The 19,410-nt window shown below is 68.4% G+C and carries 16 protein-coding genes; 7 read left to right on the plus strand and 9 right to left on the minus strand.

Features of this window, described 5'->3' with window-relative positions:
- The 7 genes from KF745_04970 to carA all read right to left on the minus strand — a co-directional run bounded on the left by KF745_04970 (position 1) and on the right by carA (position 7,321).
- On the minus strand, positions 1 to 465 hold the full coding sequence (locus tag KF745_04970; protein ID MBX3357762.1) for a hypothetical protein: 465 nt from the start codon (positions 463 to 465) through the stop codon (positions 1 to 3).
- On the minus strand, positions 459 to 1,112 hold the full coding sequence (locus tag KF745_04975; protein ID MBX3357763.1) for a type II secretion system protein: 654 nt from the start codon (positions 1,110 to 1,112) through the stop codon (positions 459 to 461). Before KF745_04975 ends, KF745_04970 begins: the two co-directional genes overlap by 7 nt.
- Positions 1,113 to 1,127: 15 nt before the next feature.
- Positions 1,128 to 1,586: a type II secretion system major pseudopilin GspG gene (gene gspG, locus KF745_04980; GenBank protein ID MBX3357764.1), complete on the minus strand. Its 459-nt coding sequence runs from the start codon at positions 1,584 to 1,586 to the stop codon at positions 1,128 to 1,130.
- Positions 1,587 to 1,610: 24 nt separating this feature from the next.
- A complete protein-coding gene (locus KF745_04985; protein ID MBX3357765.1) occupies positions 1,611 to 2,888 on the minus strand; it encodes a type II secretion system F family protein in 1,278 nt (425 codons plus the stop codon).
- A 14-nt stretch (positions 2,889 to 2,902) separates the two neighbouring features.
- The gene (locus KF745_04990) at positions 2,903 to 4,543 is read right to left on the minus strand and encodes a type II/IV secretion system protein (GenBank protein ID MBX3357766.1); all 1,641 of its coding nucleotides are present in this window, start codon (positions 4,541 to 4,543) and stop codon (positions 2,903 to 2,905) included.
- An 82-nt stretch (positions 4,544 to 4,625) separates the two neighbouring features.
- Positions 4,626 to 5,954, minus strand: coding sequence for a Spy/CpxP family protein refolding chaperone (locus KF745_04995; protein MBX3357767.1), 1,329 nt, complete (start codon positions 5,952 to 5,954; stop codon positions 4,626 to 4,628).
- Between the two features lie 110 nt (positions 5,955 to 6,064).
- The gene (carA, locus tag KF745_05000; protein MBX3357768.1) at positions 6,065 to 7,321 is read right to left on the minus strand and encodes a glutamine-hydrolyzing carbamoyl-phosphate synthase small subunit; all 1,257 of its coding nucleotides are present in this window, start codon (positions 7,319 to 7,321) and stop codon (positions 6,065 to 6,067) included.
- A 51-nt stretch (positions 7,322 to 7,372) separates the two neighbouring features.
- Between carA and priA the strand changes: the two genes are divergently transcribed.
- From priA to KF745_05020, 4 genes are read left to right on the plus strand one after another with little or no spacing between them, the layout of a single operon-like run.
- Positions 7,373 to 9,787 carry a primosomal protein N' gene (gene priA, locus KF745_05005; GenBank protein MBX3357769.1) on the plus strand — a complete coding sequence of 805 codons (2,415 nt, stop codon included), beginning with the start codon at positions 7,373 to 7,375 and terminating at the stop codon, positions 9,785 to 9,787.
- Between the two features lie 32 nt (positions 9,788 to 9,819).
- Positions 9,820 to 10,719, plus strand: coding sequence for an aminotransferase class IV (locus tag KF745_05010; GenBank protein MBX3357770.1), 900 nt, complete (start codon positions 9,820 to 9,822; stop codon positions 10,717 to 10,719).
- A gap of 28 nt (positions 10,720 to 10,747) precedes the next feature.
- Positions 10,748 to 12,121, plus strand: a complete 1,374-nt coding sequence (gene murD, locus KF745_05015; protein ID MBX3357771.1) for a UDP-N-acetylmuramoyl-L-alanine--D-glutamate ligase — start codon at positions 10,748 to 10,750, stop codon at positions 12,119 to 12,121.
- The gene (locus tag KF745_05020) at positions 12,118 to 12,966 is read left to right on the plus strand and encodes a hypothetical protein (GenBank protein MBX3357772.1); all 849 of its coding nucleotides are present in this window, start codon (positions 12,118 to 12,120) and stop codon (positions 12,964 to 12,966) included. Before murD ends, KF745_05020 begins: the two co-directional genes overlap by 4 nt.
- 13 nt (positions 12,967 to 12,979) lie before the next feature.
- On the opposite strand, the gene KF745_05025 is transcribed toward KF745_05020, so the two are convergent.
- Both KF745_05025 and panB read right to left on the minus strand, forming a co-directional pair.
- Complete coding sequence (locus tag KF745_05025; GenBank protein MBX3357773.1) at positions 12,980 to 14,440, minus strand: trypsin-like peptidase domain-containing protein; 1,461 nt, start codon at positions 14,438 to 14,440, stop codon at positions 12,980 to 12,982.
- A 24-nt stretch (positions 14,441 to 14,464) separates the two neighbouring features.
- Complete coding sequence (gene panB / locus KF745_05030) at positions 14,465 to 15,445, minus strand: 3-methyl-2-oxobutanoate hydroxymethyltransferase (GenBank protein MBX3357774.1); 981 nt, start codon at positions 15,443 to 15,445, stop codon at positions 14,465 to 14,467.
- A gap of 59 nt (positions 15,446 to 15,504) precedes the next feature.
- Here panB and KF745_05035 point away from each other — a divergent pair, with 59 nt between their 5' ends.
- From KF745_05035 to dxs, 3 genes are all read left to right on the plus strand, one after another.
- Positions 15,505 to 16,245, plus strand: coding sequence for a methyltransferase domain-containing protein (locus KF745_05035; GenBank protein MBX3357775.1), 741 nt, complete (start codon positions 15,505 to 15,507; stop codon positions 16,243 to 16,245).
- 52 nt (positions 16,246 to 16,297) lie between these two features.
- Positions 16,298 to 17,287, plus strand: coding sequence for a polyprenyl synthetase family protein (locus KF745_05040; protein MBX3357776.1), 990 nt, complete (start codon positions 16,298 to 16,300; stop codon positions 17,285 to 17,287).
- Between the two features lie 129 nt (positions 17,288 to 17,416).
- Complete coding sequence (dxs, locus tag KF745_05045; protein MBX3357777.1) at positions 17,417 to 19,408, plus strand: 1-deoxy-D-xylulose-5-phosphate synthase; 1,992 nt, start codon at positions 17,417 to 17,419, stop codon at positions 19,406 to 19,408.
- Positions 19,409 to 19,410 lie beyond the last annotated feature (2 nt).

Here is a 19,410-nt window from a genome sequence, read left to right on the forward strand (position 1 = left end):
CTACTGCGGGCGGGTGATCGTCTCGTTGGGGTTGCGGGGCGGATCGGGCTCCTCGGAGCCCGCGACGAGGCGCGGGGCGACGAGCGTCTCGATGGCGATCGATTGGGGTGTCGAGGCCCGGGCCCAGGAGATGGTGCACTTCACCCGCACGGGTTCGCTTGCGGAGCCGCCGGTCAGGGCGAGGTCGTATGTGAAATCCTGGAAAGGTGCATCGCACTCGCCACGGGTGGGGTAGCGACGGGCGTAGTCATCGGGACCGCGGGCCAGGACCAGGCTCAACTGCTCGTCGGCGAGGGCCGCGGCGGTCTGCAGGTCGCGTCCTCGCGCCTGGGAGGAGATCGCGTGGCCGGAGATGCCGATCGCGACGGCGAGCGCGATGCCCATCAGGACGGACGCCGTGATCACATCGACGAGCGCGAAGCCGCCGCGGGAGCGGAGGCGGCTGGGCCGTGCCGCGTTTACCATGGCTTTCCCCCTTGGCCGGTCGCGTCGAGATCGACGGTGCGGGAGGGCGAAGCGGACAGGCGCGGGGCGGATGAGGCGACGGGCGTGCGGATCGGTTCGATGGCCTCTGGGGCAAGGTCGATCTGCCAGGAATCGCCGGCGGCGTCGCGGGCTCCCTGACGGCGGGGGGCGATGAGCAGGGCGAGCGATGGGCGCGGCTCGGTCTGGCTGAACTGGACAGCGAACGACCCGGTGTCGAGGCGCTGGCCGTCGGCCGTCGCCTCGCGGATCTCTGTCAGCGCGAGCCTCACCGGCGGCACGAGACCGTCCTCGAGCCACGCGGGCTCTGAATCAACGGATCCCGTCGCGACGCGCCGCACGAACATTGCCAGCGTGCCGGAGGGGGCGTCCCACGCGAGGATCCGGGGCTCGGCGGTGAATGCGTCTCGCGTCGCGGCGGCGGCGAGCAACGACTCGATGGCCCGCACCTCGTTCTCGGCCCGGCGGCCGTCGTTCCCGGTGAGACGGGGCACAACGACCGAAGCGAGGATCGAGATCAGGACGATGACGAGGATCAACTCCACCAGCGTGAACGCGCGCGCAGCCGCGAGCCGAGCCCCTTTGGGGCTCCGTGGCAGGCTCAGGGTTGCGGCGGGCGGTCGCTTCATCGAGGTGCGTTCGGGTCAGGGCTTGATGATGTCGGCGTCTTCTCCCTCGCCGCCTGGCTTGCCGTCGGCGCCGTAGGAGACCACGTCAAAGTCCACGTTCTGCTGGCCGGGGATGCGGAGGATGAACTGCTTGCCCCAGGGATCGACCAGGGCATCGCGGTTGTCGACGTAGGGCCCCTTCCATGCGGCGGCGTCGACATCGGAGGGCTTGTCGAACAGCACGGCGATGGTGGCCCCGCTGGAGGGGAGCTTGCCACAATCGGCGAGGTAGAGCTTCATCTGCGTGGCGAGGACGGAGGCTTTTCCCTCGCCGGTGGCGTGCTTGGCCTGGCCGACGCGACCGATCAGTCGCGGCGCGATGAATGTCGCGAGAACGCCGATGATGATGATGACGACGATCGCTTCGACGAGCGTGAAGCCGCGGGATCCGGCGGTGACGGGCCGGAAGGACGCGGTGCGTGGCGGGTGGTTCATGTGTTCTCTCGCGGGGCTCATTGGTTATCTGATGTAATCCTGCATCTGCAGCAGCGGAAGCATGATCGAGGCGACGACGAAACCGACGATCGCGGCAAGGACGACCACGAGCAGCGGCGGCAGGACCGTCGTGAACAGCTTGAGGCTTGCGTCCGTGCGGCTCTCCATCGCGTCGGCGGCCTGGGAGAGGAGCTGCGGCAAGCGGCCGGACCGCTCGCCGACGCTGACGATCTGCACCAGGAGCGGCGGGAACATCCCGGCGCTCTCGAGGGGCTCGGAGATTGTCTTGCCCGCGGCGACCTCGTCGCACACGCCCTCGATCACGCCCTCCATCGCCTTGTTGCCCAGCGTTGCCTTTGTGGTGCGCAGAGCGGTGAGGGCCGGCAGGCCCGCGGAGACCAGCGTGCCCAGGGTCCGGGTGAACCGGGCGACGGCGACGTCGCCGAGCAACCGGCCGAGCACGGGGATCCGCAGCAGCAGGGTGTCGACCATCAGGCGGTTGGCCGGCCGGCGGTAGAACCGCGGCCAGAGCAGCGCGGCGGCGATCGCGATCATCGTCACGAGCCACCACCACGCGCCGAAGAACGCCGCGACGGCCGAGACGATCCGCGTCGGCAGGGGCAGCACGATCTTCTGCCCGGCGAACGGAGCAAGGACCTGCGGCACGATCACTGTGACGACGATGACGACGGCGGCGACGACGAGCACGCCGAGGATCATCGGGTAGGTCGTGGCGCCGATGATCGCGCGACGCAGCTTGACGTCCTTGTCGAGCAGCGCCGCCGCCTGCTCCAGCACCTCCGGGAGTTTGCCCGAGGCCTCGCCGGCGCGGATGAGGCTGATGGTCAGATCGGTGAACGGCTTGCCCCAGGACTGCGCGGCGTCGGAGAAACTGCGGCCGTGCTCGAGCTCGCCGACGAGGAACATCAGCATCTCGCGTTGGCGCGAGGAGTGCCCCTGCTTGGCCATAGTCCGCATCGCCTGGGTCAACGTCAGGCCGGCGCCGACGGCCGTCGAGAGTTCGCGGACGAACGACGCCATTTCCGTCCGCGACATCGTTCCCCGGAGCGAGAACGCGTGGGACGTGCCGGCGACTGCGGTCGGCGCGGGCTCGGACTGTTCGGTCGATCTCGCGGCGGGCTCGACGCGGGCGCTCGCGCCGTGCACGGGCTCGATGCGAACGGGCGTGATCCCGCGCTGGCGGAGCAGGCGGACCGCGGCGGCGCGGTCGGGCGCATCGATCACCGACAGCTCGGAGGCCGTGCCATTGGAGGAAAGGGGTTGGAACTGGAATGTCGGCATGGTGTTGAAGCGGACTACTCGATCTTCACCGGCACGGGACGCGGCGAGCCGTTGAATCCGTCGGCGTCCTGGGTAGCCCGGAGCACCTCGTCGACCGTGGTCGTGCCGGCGGCGGCCTTTTCGAGGCCGTCGCGGCGCATCGTGACGTGGCTCGTGCTGGCGGTGCGGAGCAGTTCGTGCCTGGCGGTGCGGCCTTCGGTGATCGCCTCCCTCATGGCGGGCGTGACCAGGAGCATCTCGTGGAACCCGACCCGGCCGCGGAAACCGGAGGCGTCGCACTCGTCGCATCCGGAGCCGACCCAGCCCTCGCTGGCGGGGAACAGGGCGAGTTCGTCGGCGCTCAGGCGATGGAGCAGGGCCTCGGCGATCGGGTCGCGGCGCAGGCAATGGCGGCAGAGGCGCCGGCCGAGGCGCTGGGCGATGATCCCCTCCAGGACGCTGGCGACCAGGAACGGCTCGACGTCCATGTCCAGCAGGCGTCCGATGGCGCTCGCCGCGTCGTTGGTGTGGAGCGTGGAGAAGATGAGGTGGCCGGTCAGCGCCGCCCGGACGGCGATGTCGGCGGTCTCGTTGTCGCGGATTTCACCGACCATGACCACGTCGGGATCCTGGCGGAGGATCGAGCGGAGGCCGCTGGCGAAGGTCAGGCCTCGCTCGGGGTTCACCGGGATCTGGTTGACGCCGGGGAGTTCGTACTCGACCGGGTCCTCGATGGTGATCATCTTGAGGGACGGGTCGTAAAGCTTCGTGAGCGCGGCGTAGAGCGTGGTGGTCTTGCCCGAGCCGGTGGGGCCGGTGACCAGGACCATGCCGTGGGGCAGGTCGAGGAGACGGTCCATCGCGGCGAGGTCGGGCGGCCGCATGCCCAGGAGCGCGAGATCGAGTTTGACGGATTCCTTGTCCAGGATGCGCATGACCACGGATTCGCCGTAGATCGTCGGCACGGTGGAGACGCGGATGTCGACCTTGCGGCCCTCGAAGCGGAGGGTGATGTGGCCGTCCTGCGGGACGTAGCGCTCCGCGATATTCATCCCCGCCATGATCTTGATGCGGCTGGTGATGGCGGGCTGCAGGTTCTTCGGCGGGCTGTTGCGCTCGCGGAGCAGGCCGTCGATGCGGTACTTGACGGTGAGCCGCTTCTCGAACGGTTCGACGTGGATATCGCTGGCCCGCTCGCGGACGGCCTCGAGGATGATCAGGTTGACGAGGTTGATCAGGGTCGGCTGCTCGGCCATCCGCCGGACGTCGTCGGCGTCGACGGCCTGGAGGTTGGTCATCTCGTCCGACTCGCCGGCACCCGCGCCGCCGAGGCGAGCCGCCATCTGGGCCGCGGTCGCGCCGAAGGCCGAACGCAGGAGCAGGTCGAGGAGTTCGGACGTCACGGCGACACGGCTGACAGCGCGGCCCGCGAGGATCGAGAGCTCGTCCGCCGCAGCGAAATCGTCGGGGTTGACCATCGCGGCGACGAGTCGCTGCCCCTCGAGACGCAGCGGCACGGCGCGCAGCCGCACGGCGTCCTCCGCGCTGATCAGCGAGGCCGCGGCCGCCTCGAGCGGCGGGAGGTCGCTCTGCTTCGCGAACACGCCGCCGGCGCCGCCGCGCCCGGTGGATCCGTTCGTGCCGCCGGGATGAGTCTGGGTTTCGAGGCCGTCCATGGTCAGGACCCCATCGGGTTGTCGCGGCGGGCGTGGCGTGGAACCGTCCCGACGCGGCGAAGGTCGTTGCGGTCGGGACGCATCAGTCCTGGCCGCGGCGGGGCTGGTTCGCGGGGCCGTCGGCGCCCTGCTGGCCGCCGCGGGCGCGGCGGGGCTGGCCCGGGCGGGCGTTGGTGTTGTCGTCAAACTGGCCGCGCCCACCGCCGGCATCCCCACGACCCCGCTCGGGGAGCTGCGCCTTCTGGGCTTCGGTGAGCAGGTCGTTGATCTTCTGGACCATCTGGTCCTCGAGTTTCCGGCGGGCGTCGCGGATCTCCTGCAAGGTGGGGTCGTTGAACCGGGAGAACATGGTCTGGGGTGTCACGTTCTTCTCCGACTCCTCGATGGCGGACTCGGCGCGGGCGTTGAGGGCGTTGGTTTCGCGGGTGAACGAGTCCTTGATGGCCGTCACGCCCTGCTTCTGCGCGGCGTCGAGGTCCGTCATCTTCTCCGCCGCTTCGACGACGCGGCTCGCGTAGCTGGGCCGGTAGATCATCGGGAACGACTCGCGCTTGAACTCCGCGATGAACTCGGCGCGGGCCTCCTCGGGGAGCATGGCCTCGATCTGGCGCGCGTACTTGCGGTTGACCTCGCGGACCCGCAGCGCCGCATCGCGGCCCTTCTCGAACATCTCGGTGAGTTCCTTGTTGTCGCCGCCGCCGCCCTGCATCATCTGGAACATGGCCGGGCCGAGGCGGCCCATCTGGCTCTCGGCCTTGTCGAAGATCTCGTTGCGCTTGACCAGTTCGCGGTCGAGTTCGACCTCGTACTGCTCCATCACGGGCTTGAGTTCGGCCTGGACCGATTCGGGAACCTCGGCGCGCTCCATCAGGCGGAAGAGGTCGACGCGCTCGCCGCTGATCAGGCCACGACCCATGGTGCGGTTGCGGCGGTACAGCCGCTCCGCCGAGGGCCAGAGCTGCGTCTGCTCGGGTGTAAGCAGGCCCTGCACGTCGGTCATGAACGAGGCTTCGATCTTCTGGCGGACCTGACGCATCTCACCCATCTGGCCGGCCATCCCCTGCCAGACGGACGGGTCGCGGGTCTCTCGGAACTCCTCGCGGACGGCTTCCATCTTGTCACGGGCCGCCTTGGCGGCGGGCTGGAACTCGGCGTTGGCGGTGTCGAGCAGGGCCTTGGCGGCGTCCAACTGCTCCGGCGTCAGCCCCAGCACCTTGGCCATCGCGTCCAAGTCTCGGGAGGACACGGGGTTGGAGAGGAAGTCGCCGCCGAAGCCCCGCATCCCGCCACCGCCACCCCGGCCACCCTCGCCCGGCCCCCCCTGCCCGACGGCCGGGGACGTCGCGATCACGACGCCGAGGAGCCCTGCGGCAGCAAGGCGGACAGAGCCAGCGAGAAGAGTGAAGCGCATCGTTTGCTCCTGCGGCGCACCGGCCGCGTCAGTTTGCAGCCCCCCGTATGAGGACTAACGGTGTACGGCGAGGCTATTGCATATGGGTCGTGATGGAGTCGGTGGCACCCCTAGGGGGTGCCCGCGGGGCGAGCGGCTCGCTTGAGTCCACTCCAGGCGGGCTTGCGGGTGGCCATCATGGACACAAAGGTATCGAATAGGTATCCCGCATCGTGCGGGCCTGGGGAGGCCTCTGGGTGGTGCTGGACCGAGAAGACCGGACGGTCGGGGAGCCTGAACCCGGCAAGGGTTCCATCATTGAGATGGACGTGAGTCGGTTCGCCGCCCGCGGCTTCAAGAGATTCTGGCTCGACTGCGAACCCGTGGTTCTGGCTGGTGATCTCCACCTTGCCGGTCAGCAGGTTGAGGACCGGTTGGTTCAGGCCACGATGGCCGAACTTGAGCTTGAAAGTCTTCGCCCCGACGGCGAGCGAGAGGAGTTGGTGGCCAAGACAAATACCGAACGTCGGAACCGTCTGGGCCGGGTCTGAGGTCCCAATAACCTGGCGGAGCGTTGAGATCGTCGAGTCGACCGCAGCGGGATCGCCCGGGCCGTTGGAGACAAACAGGCCGTCGATTTCACCGGACTCAAACATCCGTTGAATATCAGCGGCGGGGGTGTCGTGCGGGACGACCGTGACCTCGCACCCGCGATCGGTGAGGTTGCGGAGGATGTTGCGCTTGGCGCCGCAGTCAAGGGCCAGGACACGGAAACGGCGGCGTTGAGGGTCGGGGCCCAAGCCCGACCAATCCCCCAGGGTTTCGGACCAGGAGTGCCGGGCGTTGCACCCGACGGCCGGCACCAGGTTTTGACCAGCCATGGACGGGGCGGAGCGGGCGGCGGCCACGAGGCTCTCGTCCGAGACCGCCGGATCGTCGGTGATTGCCCCCTGCATCGCGCCGGCGCTGCGCAGGCGGCGGGTCAGGGCGCGGGTGTCGATCCCCGTGATCCCAAGCACCCCGCTCGCGGCGAGGTACGCGCTCAAGTCTGTATCGGCGCGGAAGCTCGAGTGGGTCCTGGTCAGTTCTCGCACGACAAAGCCGGCGACCTGCACCTTGGCCGACTCGACGTCGTCCGCGTTCACGCCGGTGTTTCCGATGAGGGGGGCGGTCATCACCAGGATCTGGCCGGAGTAGGACGGGTCGGTCAGGGCTTCCTGGTAGCCGGACATCGCGGTGTTGAACACCACTTCGGCGACTTGAACGACCCCCTTGCCGACGGCGCCGAAGCCCTGGCCGCGGAACAGGGTGCCATCCTGGAGTGCCAGCCTGGCCGCCGGACGCGAGGGGGTGCCGGTGGCGGGCGACGATGTCGTTGGGGTGGTCATCAAAGCCAAGTGTAGACGGGTGTCTCGCGGGGCTGGTACCGTCCCGCACGGATGAGCAGTCTTTTCAGTCACGATGTCGAGGTCGGACCGCACTTCGTGCGGGTCGCCGTCGAGCGCGGCATCGAGGCCTCGATGGGACGCCGCGGAGGCGGGCACGGGCGGGGAGCCGACGGGGCGTTGACGTACGCAGCGGGCGAAGTAGTCGAAGTTGGCGAGCGGGTCGAGGTGCCGCTGGGTCGGTCGAATCAGACGGCGGCTGGCATCGTTGTTCAGGCCGGCGGGAAGGAACTGCTCGACGGGCTGGATCCGGGCCGCGTGAAGTCGATCGTGCGGAGGACCGGCGCCAGGCTGCCGGCCACTCTGGTTGAACTTGCGGTGTGGATGGCTGGGTACTACGTCTGCCCGATCGGCATGGTGTTGGCGACGATGCTGCCCGCGGCGGTGAAGCACGCGACGGGGCTCAAGCGCCGGGTTGTGGTCGAGGTGACCGGGGCATCGCCGCCCGAAGACACTCGCCTGACGCCGGCCGTGCGGCGGACGTGGGAAGCGATCCAAGCGGCGGCGCCGGAGTTGGGGGCGTTGGGGCCGATGCCCGCTCGTGAGTTCGCCGCAAGGGTCGGGGCCGCGACAGTCGGACCGATCAACCGGTTGATCGCGATGGGCGTTCTGCGATCGATCGAACGGACCGAGGTCGCCGCGGCGGCGGGGATGTGGGAGGGTCGGACGATCGAGCAGCAGGCAAGACCCCGTCCGACGCTCACTCCCTCGCAGCAACACGTGGTGAACGGGATCAGGGAGTCGGCGGGGCGGTTCTCGGTCCACCTGATCCGCGGCGTCACAGGGTCGGGAAAGACCGAGGTGTACCTTCGGGTGATCGAGGAGGCGCTGCGTGATCGGGCGGATGGTGCGCCGACGGGGGCGGCGATCGTGCTGGTGCCCGAGATCTCGCTGACGCCGCAGACGGCCGGGAGGTTCATCGATCGATTCGGCGGGGAGGGCGGGCTCGGCGTCGCGGTGCTGCATTCGGGGCTGAGCGCTTCGCAGCGCCACAAACAATGGGCGATGGTTGCTTCGGGGGAGGCTCGCGTCGTCGTGGGGGCACGCTCCGCGGTCTACTCGCCGATGCCGCGGGCCGGCGTGATCATCGTGGATGAGGAGCACGACTCGTCGTACAAGCAGGACCAACTGCCGCGATACAACGCCCGCGACGTCGCGATCAAGCGGGGACAGATCGAAGGGTGCCCGGTGGTTCTGGGGACGGCGACGCCGTCGCTGGAGTCCTGGGTCAACACGCTGCCCCCCGCGAAGTACTCGCTGTGGGAACTGACGGAGCGGGTCGGCGGGGGCCGGTTGCCGCCGGTCGAGGTGGTGGATGTCGTGGAAGAGCGGCGGCTGGCCGGAGTTGAGGCGTGGTCGGGCGGGCGCGGGGGCGGGTGGCGGCTGATCGGGCCGACGCTGGGGCTGGCGCTTCGCAAGACGCTGGAACAGGGCGGCCAGGCCATTCTGCTGCTCAATCGGCGCGGGTTCGCGAACTACATCTGCTGCCCGTCCGCCGCGTGCGGCTGGGTGATGAAGTGCGATTCGTGCGATGCATCGATGATCTTCCACAAGCATCAGGCCGGCGCGGAGAAGGGATACTTGCGTTGCCACCACTGCCTGGCGGAGCAGCGGCTGCCGCGGGACTGCCCGGTGTGCGGCCGGCGTGTGATCATCCTCGGGGCCGGCACGCAGCGGCTGGAGGAGGAACTCGGGCGGGACTTCGGGCTGGCAGCGGGAACGGATTACCTCCGGGTTGACGGTGACACGATGAGGACGGCGGCCGACTACTTTGAGGCGCTGTCGAGCTTTGCTGCGGGCCGGGTGAACCTCCTGCTGGGCACTCAGATGATCGCCAAGGGGCTGGACTTTCCGAATGTGAGGCTGGTCGGCGTGGTCGATGCGGATACGGCGCTCGCCCTGCCCGACTTTCGCGCGGCGGAGCGGACGTTTCAGTTGGTCAGTCAGGTGGCGGGACGGGCCGGGCGCGGCGACGCCCCGGGGCGGGTGGTGGTTCAGACGGCCAGCCCGCATGTGCCGGCGATCGTTCACGCGGCGAGGCACGACTATGCCTCTTTTGCCGCGGACGAGCTGGAGGTTCGGGCCAGGGCGGGGTTACCGCCCATCACGCGGATGGCGAGGGTGGTCTGTCGGCACCTCAACCATGCCAAGGCGCTCGAGGCCGCGGGAATAATCGCCGGGGCGCTGCGGGAGGAGGCGGGGCGCATCGGGCCGGATTCGGGAGTTCGGATCGAGGGCCCGGCGGATTGTCCGATTTCACGCGTCGCCGACCACTACCGCATCGCGATCGAGGTGATTGCGCCCGCGAGGGGTGTCATCCAGGCGCTCCTCGGTGCGGTGCGCGCCCGCGGACTGCTGACGAGCGACGCGGCGACCGCGGTCGATGTTGATCCGATTGCCGTCCTGTGATCGATGAAGGCCCTCCGGAGTACGCTACTCACGTGATCGTGCACCTGAACGGATCGTTGCTCCCCCTGGCCGAAGCGCGGATCAGCCCACTGGACCGCGGCTTTGTCTTCGGCGATGGGATCTACGAGGGCCTGCGATCGGTGTCTCTGGGGGCGAAGGCGGGCGACGTGCACATCATCGAGATGGCCCGGCACGAGGAACGCATGGCGATGGGGCTCCGGGAGGCTCGCATCGGGTTTGACCCTCGCACGCTTCGCGCTGCAACGCTCGACCTGCTGCGCGCCAACTCGATGAAGGACGCCTTCGTGTACTGGCAGGTGACTCGCGGCACGCCAGGGGAGGCGGATGTGCCGCGGAGCAGAGTACCCAAAGGGGCGATGACCCCAACGGTGTTCGGCTACTGCTCCAGCCAGCCGGGCCTGGGATCATTCCGCGCCGGAGGGCCACCGACCAAGTCCTCGGTGCTGCTCGAAGACATCCGGTGGTCGATGGGTCACGTCAAGTCGATCTCGCTGATGGGCAATGTTCTGCTGGCGATGCGCGGCGATGCCGCGGGAGCGGATGAGCCGCTGTTCTCACGCAGCGGCCTGGTCACGGAGGGCGCGGCGACCAACGTCATCCTGGCGATCCGCGATTCATCGGGGCGATCCCGGCTCGTGACACCCTCACTCACGAGCGCACCGATCCTCGCCGGGGTGACGCGGGCGATCCTGCTTGAGCATGAACCGGCAATCGAGCAGCGGCCGGTGAGGGTCGACGAGCTGGAGCGGGCGAGCGAGGTGATGCTCGTAGGAACCACCACGATGGTGACCTCGGTCGTCTCCATCGACGGCCGACCTGTCGGCGACCGCGCGCCGGGGCCGGAGTCCCGTCGCCTGCTGACCATCCTGCTTGATGCAATCGAACGAGAGGTCGGTGCGGGGCAGTCCTGAGTTCCGAAGGCATGGAGGCGGTGGATCAATGATCGAACTCAGCGGCACAGTGGTCACGGTGATGGGGCTTGGCCGGTTCGGCGGCGGGATCGGCGTCGCCCGTTGGCTGGCGGAGCAAGGAGCGGAGGTGCTGGTGACCGACCTGTCACCAGCCGCCGACCTTGCGGAGTCCGTCGCGGCGATCAGTGGCCTCGTCGCCCGGGGACGCGTACGGCTGCGGCTCGGGGAACACAACGTCAGCGACTTCACGACCGCGGGGCTCGTGGTTGCGAACCCGGCGGTGCCGAGGCCCTGGGAGAACCGGTTCCTGCGCTCCGCGATGGCGGCGGGGGTGCCGATCACGACAGAGATTTCGCTGCTGGTGGAGCGTCTGCCTCGCGATGCGACCACGGTGGGGGTCACTGGCTCGACGGGAAAGAGCACCACCACGGCGATGATCTCGCACGCGTTGAGCAGGTGCGCCGGGACAACGCTTGTCGGCGGCAACCTGGGCGGGTCGTTGCTCGGGGAGGTGGCCCCGGCACGCGGAACGGGACTCGGCGCTGGGGCAAGGATCGTGCTGGAGCTCTCCAGCGCGATGCTGCACTGGATCGACGGGACCGCGCCGTGGTCGCCACGAGTCGCGGTCGTGACGAACTTCGCGGCGAACCACCTTGACTGGCATGGAACGATCGAGCACTACGAGGCCTCCAAGCGCAAGCTCCTCGCCCACCAGCATCCCGGTGATGCCGCCGTGCTCGGCCGGGGCGTCGCGGCGTGGGCGAGCTCGACGACGGCGCGTGTTCAGGTCGTCGATCCGGCGGCGTTCCCCGGCTCGCTCCGGATTCCGGGTGCGCACAACACCGAGAACGCCGCGGCGGCGCTGGCCGCGTGCTTGGCGTGCGAACCGGGGATCGAGCCCGGGCGGTTTGCGGCGGCGATCTCGGAGTTCCCAGGCCTGCCGCACCGGCTGCAACTGGTCGCCGAGCACAATGGGATGCGGTTCTACAACGACTCCAAGTCGACCACCCCCGAGGCAACCCTTACGGCGGTGCTCGCCGTCGCGGAGATGCCGGGCATGACGCGCCGGCGGGTTCACCTCATCGCGGGCGGGTACGACAAGAAGATCGATCTTTCGGCGATCGCGTCGCTCGGGGCGGACCTTGGCGGACTGTACACCATCGGCGCAACCGGTCCCTTGCTCGCCGAACGGGCCGGGCCCGGGCGAGCGCGGCACGTCGAGACGGTCGAGCGGGCCGTGGAGGAGGCCATCAGGCGGATGGGATCCGGGGATGTGCTGCTGCTGAGCCCCGGGTGTGCCTCGTGGGATCAGTTCACGAACTTCGAGCAGCGCGGCGATGTGTTCTGCCGCGAGTGCAAGGCCCATGTTGGGCTTGCAAGCGTGCCTGGAGCATCGGCATGAGTCGAGTGCACACGGTGGTGGTCATCGCCGCGGCGGCCTCGCTCGCGGGGTGCGCCAAGGAGCGAGCGGCGACACCCCCCACCGCCGCCGCGCCGGCATCGTCCTCGCCTTCCGAGCCCGCGACGTGGGTTGAGACCCCCTCGGCGGTTCCAACGCCACGGGCCGAGGAGGCGAAGCCGAATTCGAGCACTGCCACCGGCCTTCGCGAGCTGCTTCCCGGGAGCGGCGTCCGCGTGGATCGCTCGGGCGGCGGTGTCGTGGAGTTCGACGGGATCGTTCCGATTGATGCGCACGACCCCGATGCGCCGCACGTGTATTTGGAGGTAATCGTCTGCACGCCCGACAGCAAGGAGCACGAATCGCTGGTCATGACGCGGGCCAAGCCATCGCACGTGCACGCCGCCCTGCTCCTGCTCGGGCTTGAGCCTGGCGCGGTGTGTTCGTGGGAGATGCGCGACGGGGCGGTGGCCCCGGTCGACCCATCGGGCCCGGGGGTCGACATCACGATCGAGTTTGCGAATGAAGCGGGCGAGGCGGTCGTCATCGATCCGCGCGCGTGGATCGTCGATGCGAGGAACGGCGCGGTGTTTCCCGGCGCCGGGGGGACGGGTCACTGGCTGTTCGCGGGTTCGAGGATGGTCAAGCGAGAGGGGGTCGAGTGGTACGACGCCGACGGGGTCGGCACTCTGGTCGGCCTGTGCTGTTTCGGCGCGGAGACCGTCGCGTGGAGCCGCACGATCAGCCCGGATTCCCAGGTCGATGAGCCGGTCTGGATCGCCAATCCCGCGGCGGTTCCGCCGCCGGGAACACCGGTCATCGTTCGCCTGCGGCCGGCCGCAAGGTGACTCGTCGCGGTGATTAGGGGATGTGCTGCATTGTCAGGGTGCGGGGCTTGTCGGGCTCAGCCGGATCGAGCACCGTCACCGAGAGTCGCCGGCCATTGGCGAAGCCCACTTCAACGAGTATCCGTACCAGCTCCTCACCGGAGCGGATCGGCCTGCCTTCAACGCTGGTGATCACAAGGCCCGGCGAGAACCCGCTGTTCATGGCCGGCGAGGCGTTTCGCAGCGAGTGGATCTGCAGGCCCTCATCGGCGGGCAGGACGCCGATGATGCCGAACTCGTTCAGCGAGGTAATCACCGCCTGTTCGGCGCGGATCGCGATCTCGATGCTCTGGTCGCGGTTGCCCAGCACAACCGAGAGCCGCTTGCGTTCGCCCTCGCGGAGCACCTCGACATCGATGGCCTCGCCCGGACGATGGATCGCGGTCGTCTGCCGGAGCGCAGCGATGCTTGTCACGGGGAATCCGGCGATCGCGACGACGATGTCTCCGGGTTGCAGCCCCGCCTTGCCGGCCGGACCGGACGGATCAACGCCAACCAATACAACCCCGCGCCCAGGGAATCCCGTGTTCTGCAACAGGCTGCGGTTGAACTCTTCAGCATCGGGAAACGCGGGGGTCGGGGACGGGAGGTTGACACCGAGGAAGCCCTTGGCCACGGTGCCCGAGTCGATCAACTGGGAGGCGACGTACTCGATCGTGTCGAGGGGGATCGCGAAGGAAATCCCCGCCGATTGCCCGCCGCCGCTGGTGTCGCGAGGGTTCATCGCGGTGGCGATGGCCACGTTCATGCCGACGAGGCGGCCGCGGATGTCCACGAGCGGTCCGCCGGAGTTGCCCGGGTTGACGGCGGCGTCGCTCTGGATGTAGTTGGTGTAGCCGCCGCTGTCGCCGATGATCGTGGCCGGGTCTCGCCCGAGGCCGGAGATGATCCCCTCGCTCATCGAGAACTTGAAGCCGAAGGGCGATCCGAACGCGAAGACGCGGTCACCCTGGCTGACCTGAGTGCCGGAGGCACGCTCAACCGGGAACAGGCCCTCGCCGGTGTTGACCTTGATGACCGCGACATCGGTGGTCTTGTCGACCCCGACGACCTCGGCCGGAACGCGCCGGCCGTCGTAGAACTGCACCACGAGTCCGGGAGCGCCCGAGACGACATGGGCGTTGGTGACGATGTGCCCCTTCGAGTCGTAGACCCATCCGGAACCCTGGGCGACGCCCCGCATCCGGCGGTTGCGGGACGAGTTGTCCCACTGGATGTGCACGACGGAAGGCTCGACCTTCTTCGCCACGTTCCGCACGGCGGTGTTGAGCCGCTCGAGGATGTCATCGTCGGCCAGCGACTGGGAGGCGCGGACGATGGCGTGGGCGCTCGTCGCGTACCCGACCCGCCTGACCATCGCCGGAGCGGCGAGGAGCATCATCAGTGTGGTGATCAAAACCACGAACGCGGGGCCGTAGGAAACGAATCGTCGCATGATCCGGCGACCTCCAGACGCGGGCTACGGGTGGTGACGAGCCCTGGCGCCGGATCGCTTCCGCGTTGGCGACCGTGCCGCTGTGCCGGGCTTGCTTGATTCTTCGTCGGCGGCGCTGGGCGTGTTCGGCGGAGAATCGGACAGTTTCTCGAACTCGCCGGGACGCATGGTGTAGCTTTCGCCGCCGATGGAGCGTGCGGCGACCCGCCTCACCCACTCCTCGCCGGCCTGCTGGATCGCGGTGCCGAGAGCGGCGACGGGCTCGGCGAACCGCGGCGGGCGGTCGCTCATCCCGAGGAGATCCTGCAGGACCAGCACCTGCGCATGGCACTCCGCGCCGGCGCCGATGCCGATCAGCGGCGTCCGGGTCTGTTCGAGAATCCGGCGGGTGACCTCGGGCGGCACGGCTTCCACGAGCAGGAGACTGCACCCGGCCTGCTCCATCGCCATCGCGTCGCGTACGACCTGCTCCGCGTCGTCGGCGGTCCGACCCGCGGCGGAGTATCCGCCGGACAATGCGGTCCGTTGAGGGCGGCTGCCGACATGGCCGCACACCGGGATGCCCGCCCGCACCATCCGGCCGACGAGCGGGGCGAAGGACTCATCCACCTCCAACTTGACGACATCGGCCAGGCCTTCCGTCAGGAAGCGGGCCGCATTTCGCATGGCATCGCCTTCGTCGGCCTGGTAGCTCATGAACGGCATGTCGCCCATGACCAGCCGCGACGGGGCACCACGCTTGACAGCCGCTGTCAGGGCCAGCAGCACCTCAAGGGGCATTCGGATCGTGCGGTCAAGTCCGAGGATAACTTCCGCCGCGGTATCGCCGACGAGCAGCACATGGACCCCGGCCCGCTCCAGCCATCGGGCTGTCGTAGCGTCGTAGCACGTCAGGCAAGCAAAGGGCTGGCCCGCCGCGGCCATCCGGGCCAGCGAACGTAGCGTGACCGCGGCGCCTTGCTGCGATGGACCATGCCCGTTTCCGGCTGGGGGTGTCGGGATCACGGGTAAGTGTACGGCGCCCCGGGCGGTGCTCATGCCGGGGGGTCTCGTACGATGCGGACGTGAGGCGAACCGTTGTCCGCGAAATGATGGATGACCCGGATCTTCCGCCGGAGAAACTGGAGTTCGCACTCCGTTCGATCCGGACGCTGAACCGGTACCTCGGCGGCACCTCGGCCTTGCTTCGGCATCTGGAGGCCTGGTCGCGCCGCTGGCCACGGGCGGGTGAGGCGAGCCCGATCAGCGTTTTGGACGTTGGTACGGGGTCGGCCGACATTCCGCTTGCCGTCGCCGCGTGGGCGGACCGCGTCGGCGTGGATGTCCGGGTGACCGCAATCGACATCAACGAGCGGGTACTGGAAGTCGCCCGGCGCCAGATCGCCGCGGCGGGCCGGGAAGATCGGATCAGCCTCCGGCGGGTGGATGCGTACCGGCTGATGGACCACTACGAACCCGGCTCATTTGACTATGTCCATGCGGGTCTGATGCTGCACCACTTCCAACACCTGGAGGTCCTGACTCTGCTGCGGATCATGGACCGGCTCGCCTCACGGGGGATGGTCTGGAACGACCTGGTCAGGTCGCCCCTGAACCTGGCGGTGGCCCGGGTCCTTGTGGCCGGGCGCGACGAGTTGATCCGGCATGATGCGATCGCGAGCGTGCGCGCAGGATTTGTGCGTTCCGAAGTGCTCGACTTTGCCCGTCGCCTCGACCTGACCTACTGCCGCTACCGGTCGTGCTTCGCCGGCCGGTTTACGCTGGCGGGGGAGAAACCGTCGGCTCGACCCGCCGGCACGATCTAGCGGCGGTTTTTCCGCCGGATGGAGCGCCGCGCCCCTCTTATACTCGATGCCCATGCCCGCAAGCCGAACCGCCCAACATGCGACGTCCTCCCCTTCGATCGAAGTGCCCGCGGCGGCACCTTCCGGCGAGGCGGAGAGTGAGCTTCCGCACTCGATTACCGCGCCGATCGCTCAGATCGACGCCTACGTCTCGCAGTACCTCGATTCCACGGGTCTGCCCGAGAACCTCGTCGCTGCTGTTCGGTACGCTTTGCTCGGTCCGGGCAAGAGGATGCGGCCGCTGCTGGTGTGGCACTCCTGCCGGGCCGCCGGCGGCGAGGGCACGTCGGCCCTTCCCGCAGCCGCGGCACTGGAGCTTGTGCATGCGTTCAGCCTTGTGCACGACGACCTGCCCGGCCTTGACAACGACGACCTGCGGCGTGGTCGGCCGACGCTTCACCGGCACACCTCGGAGGCGATGGCGATCCTCGCGGGCGATGCCATGCTCACGCTGGCGATGCGGGTGCTCGTCGACAAGGTCGCCGGCGAAGGGCTCGCGGGCGCGCTGGTGCGAGAACTGACAGAGGCGACGGCGGCGATGATCGCCGGTCAGGTCTTCGACACGCTCGGCGGATTCCCCCGGGACGGCGCCCGGGAACTTGACGCCGAGCATCGATTGGAACTGATCCATCACAACAAGACGGGGGCGCTCATCCGGGCGTCGTGCCGCATGGGGGCCTTGTGCGGCCTCGGGGACCCGTCGCCGGACCTCACGAACCCGGTCCTGGTTGCCCTTTCGACCTACTCCGACTCCATCGGCCTGATGTTCCAGATTGTCGATGACCTGCTCGACGTCACCCAGACCACCGCCCATCTGGGCAAGAAGTCGGGGAAGGATCAGGATGCAGGAAAGCTGACCTACCCGGGGGTCTTCGGCATCGAGCGTTCGCGGCAGGAGGTGCAGCGACTGCACGATCAGGCGATCGCGGCGATCGCGCCGCTGCCGGAATCAGCCGATCCGCTGCGCCGGTTGTGTTCGTACATGGCCGTACGGTCCAAGTGAGCCCCCTGACAGCCGAGCAGGCCCGTTTGCCGATACCAGATCCGATTAAGGCTCGATTTTCGTCGCTGTACGCACGAGGCTAGCGACGGTAAACTTTCAGCGAGCACTGAAAACCACTGCGAGACCTGAATGTCCATTCTCGAGCAGATTAAGTCACCGGCCGATCTCCGTCGCCTGCCCGTCGAGCAACTGCCGCAGGTCGCGCAGGAGATCCGGGAAGCGATCGTGCACCAGGTCTCGAGATCGGGCGGCCACCTCGCTCCGAATCTCGGCGTGGTCGAACTGACCATCGCGATGCACTACGTCTTTGACTTCGCCCACGACCGGTTGCTGTTTGACGTCGGGCACCAGTGTTACCCGCACAAACTACTCACCGGACGGCTGCCGATGTTCGGCGCCCTGCGAACGAGCGCTGGCATGGCCGGGTTCCCGGCGCCCAGCGAATCCGAGTACGACCTCTTCGCGGTGGGCCACGCGGGCACGGGGATCTCGACCGCGGTGGGCATGGCGCGGGGCGACACGCTCAACGGCGAGGGGTTCGATCCCAAGTCGAACGCCGACGGCCGGCGGGTGGTCACGATCATCGGCGATGCTTCGATCGTCAACGGGGTCGCGATGGAGGGGCTCAATGGGGCGGGGACGCTGAATCGACAGTTCCTCGTCGTGCTCAACGACAACGGCATGTCGATCTCCAAGCCACAGGGGGCGATCGCGCAGTACTTCGACCGGGTGAGGCTGTCGCACCTGTACTCGGACTTCAAGAAGTCGGCGAAGGAGTTCCTCAGGACGCTGCCCGGCGGATCGGTGCTGCAGGACGCCTACCACCGTGCCGGCGAGGCGACGAAGGCCATGGTCAACCACGGCGCGTGGTTCGAGAACTTCGGGCTGGTGACGGTCGGCCCGATCGACGGGCACGATCTACCCACGCTGATCGAGTTCCTCGCCGAGGCGAGAGAGTTTGACCGGCCGATGGTGCTGCACGTCAAGACGATCAAGGGCAAGGGGTATGAGTTCTCGGAGGGGGATTCAAGCGCGTTCCACTCTCCCGCGCCGTTCGTCCGCGAGGGGTGCCGGGTTGAGATCAAGAAGGATGGGAGGTCGTTCACCACCGCGGTCGGCGATGCGATGGTCGCGATGATGGAGCAGGACCCGCGGGTCGTCGCGTGCACCGCGGCGATGCCGGATGGGACCGGGATGAACAAGATGCTGTCGCGGTTCCCGGATCGCGGGTTCGATTCGGGGATCTGCGAGTCGCACGCGATGGACATGATGGCCGGGCTGGCGAAGACCGGATGGAAGCCATTCTTCGCCGTCTACAGCACGTTCCTGCAGCGGGCGTTCGACCAGGCGTTCCAGGAAGTCTCGCTGCAGGGGCTCTCGGTGCGGCTGCTGCTTGATCGCGCGGGCCTGGTCGGCGGCGACGGCGCAGTCCACCACGGCTTCTGCGACATCTCGATTCTCCGGACGCTGCCCAACGCGGCGATTACCGCCGCGATCGACGAGCCCTCCCTGCTCGCGGCCCTTGAGTTCCTGCGCACCTACGACGACGGTCTGTCGTCAGTCCGCTACCCGCGAGACACCGTCAGCCCCAGGTTGGCGGACCAGCAGTGTCCCCCGTTCGTGCTCGGCAAAGCCCGCTGCCTGACCCCTCAGTTCGACGTCGCGTCGGCCCAGGACCAGACGAGCGGACGCCCCGATGTCGCGGTGCTCGCGTTCGGCACGCCGGCGATCGATGCCCTCAAGGCCGCGGACAACCTTGCCGGGGAGTACGCGGTCGGGGTATGGGACGCCCGCTTTGCGAAACCGGTTGATCGCGACCTGATCCGTACGCTGCTGGAGCGGAAGATCCCCGTGGTCACGGTCGAGGATCACGGGATCGTGGGCGGCTTCGGCGCGGCCGTGCTGGAGGCCGCGCAGGAGATGGGGCTTGATGCGTCGGGTGTGACGCGGCTCGCCCTCCCGGACGCCTGGATCATGCAGGACTCTCGCGCCAAGCAGCTCGGCGAGGCGGGAATCGACGCGGCGGGCATTGCCCGCGGGATCCGCAACGCAGCCGCTCCCGCCGGCCGACCCATCGAGCCCGAGTTCAAGATGCCCAAGGTCCCCGCCGCCGCCCGGTGAGC

It is taken from the genome of Phycisphaeraceae bacterium (assembly GCA_019636655.1).
Taxonomy (GTDB): domain Bacteria; phylum Planctomycetota; class Phycisphaerae; order Phycisphaerales; family UBA1924; genus JAHBXB01.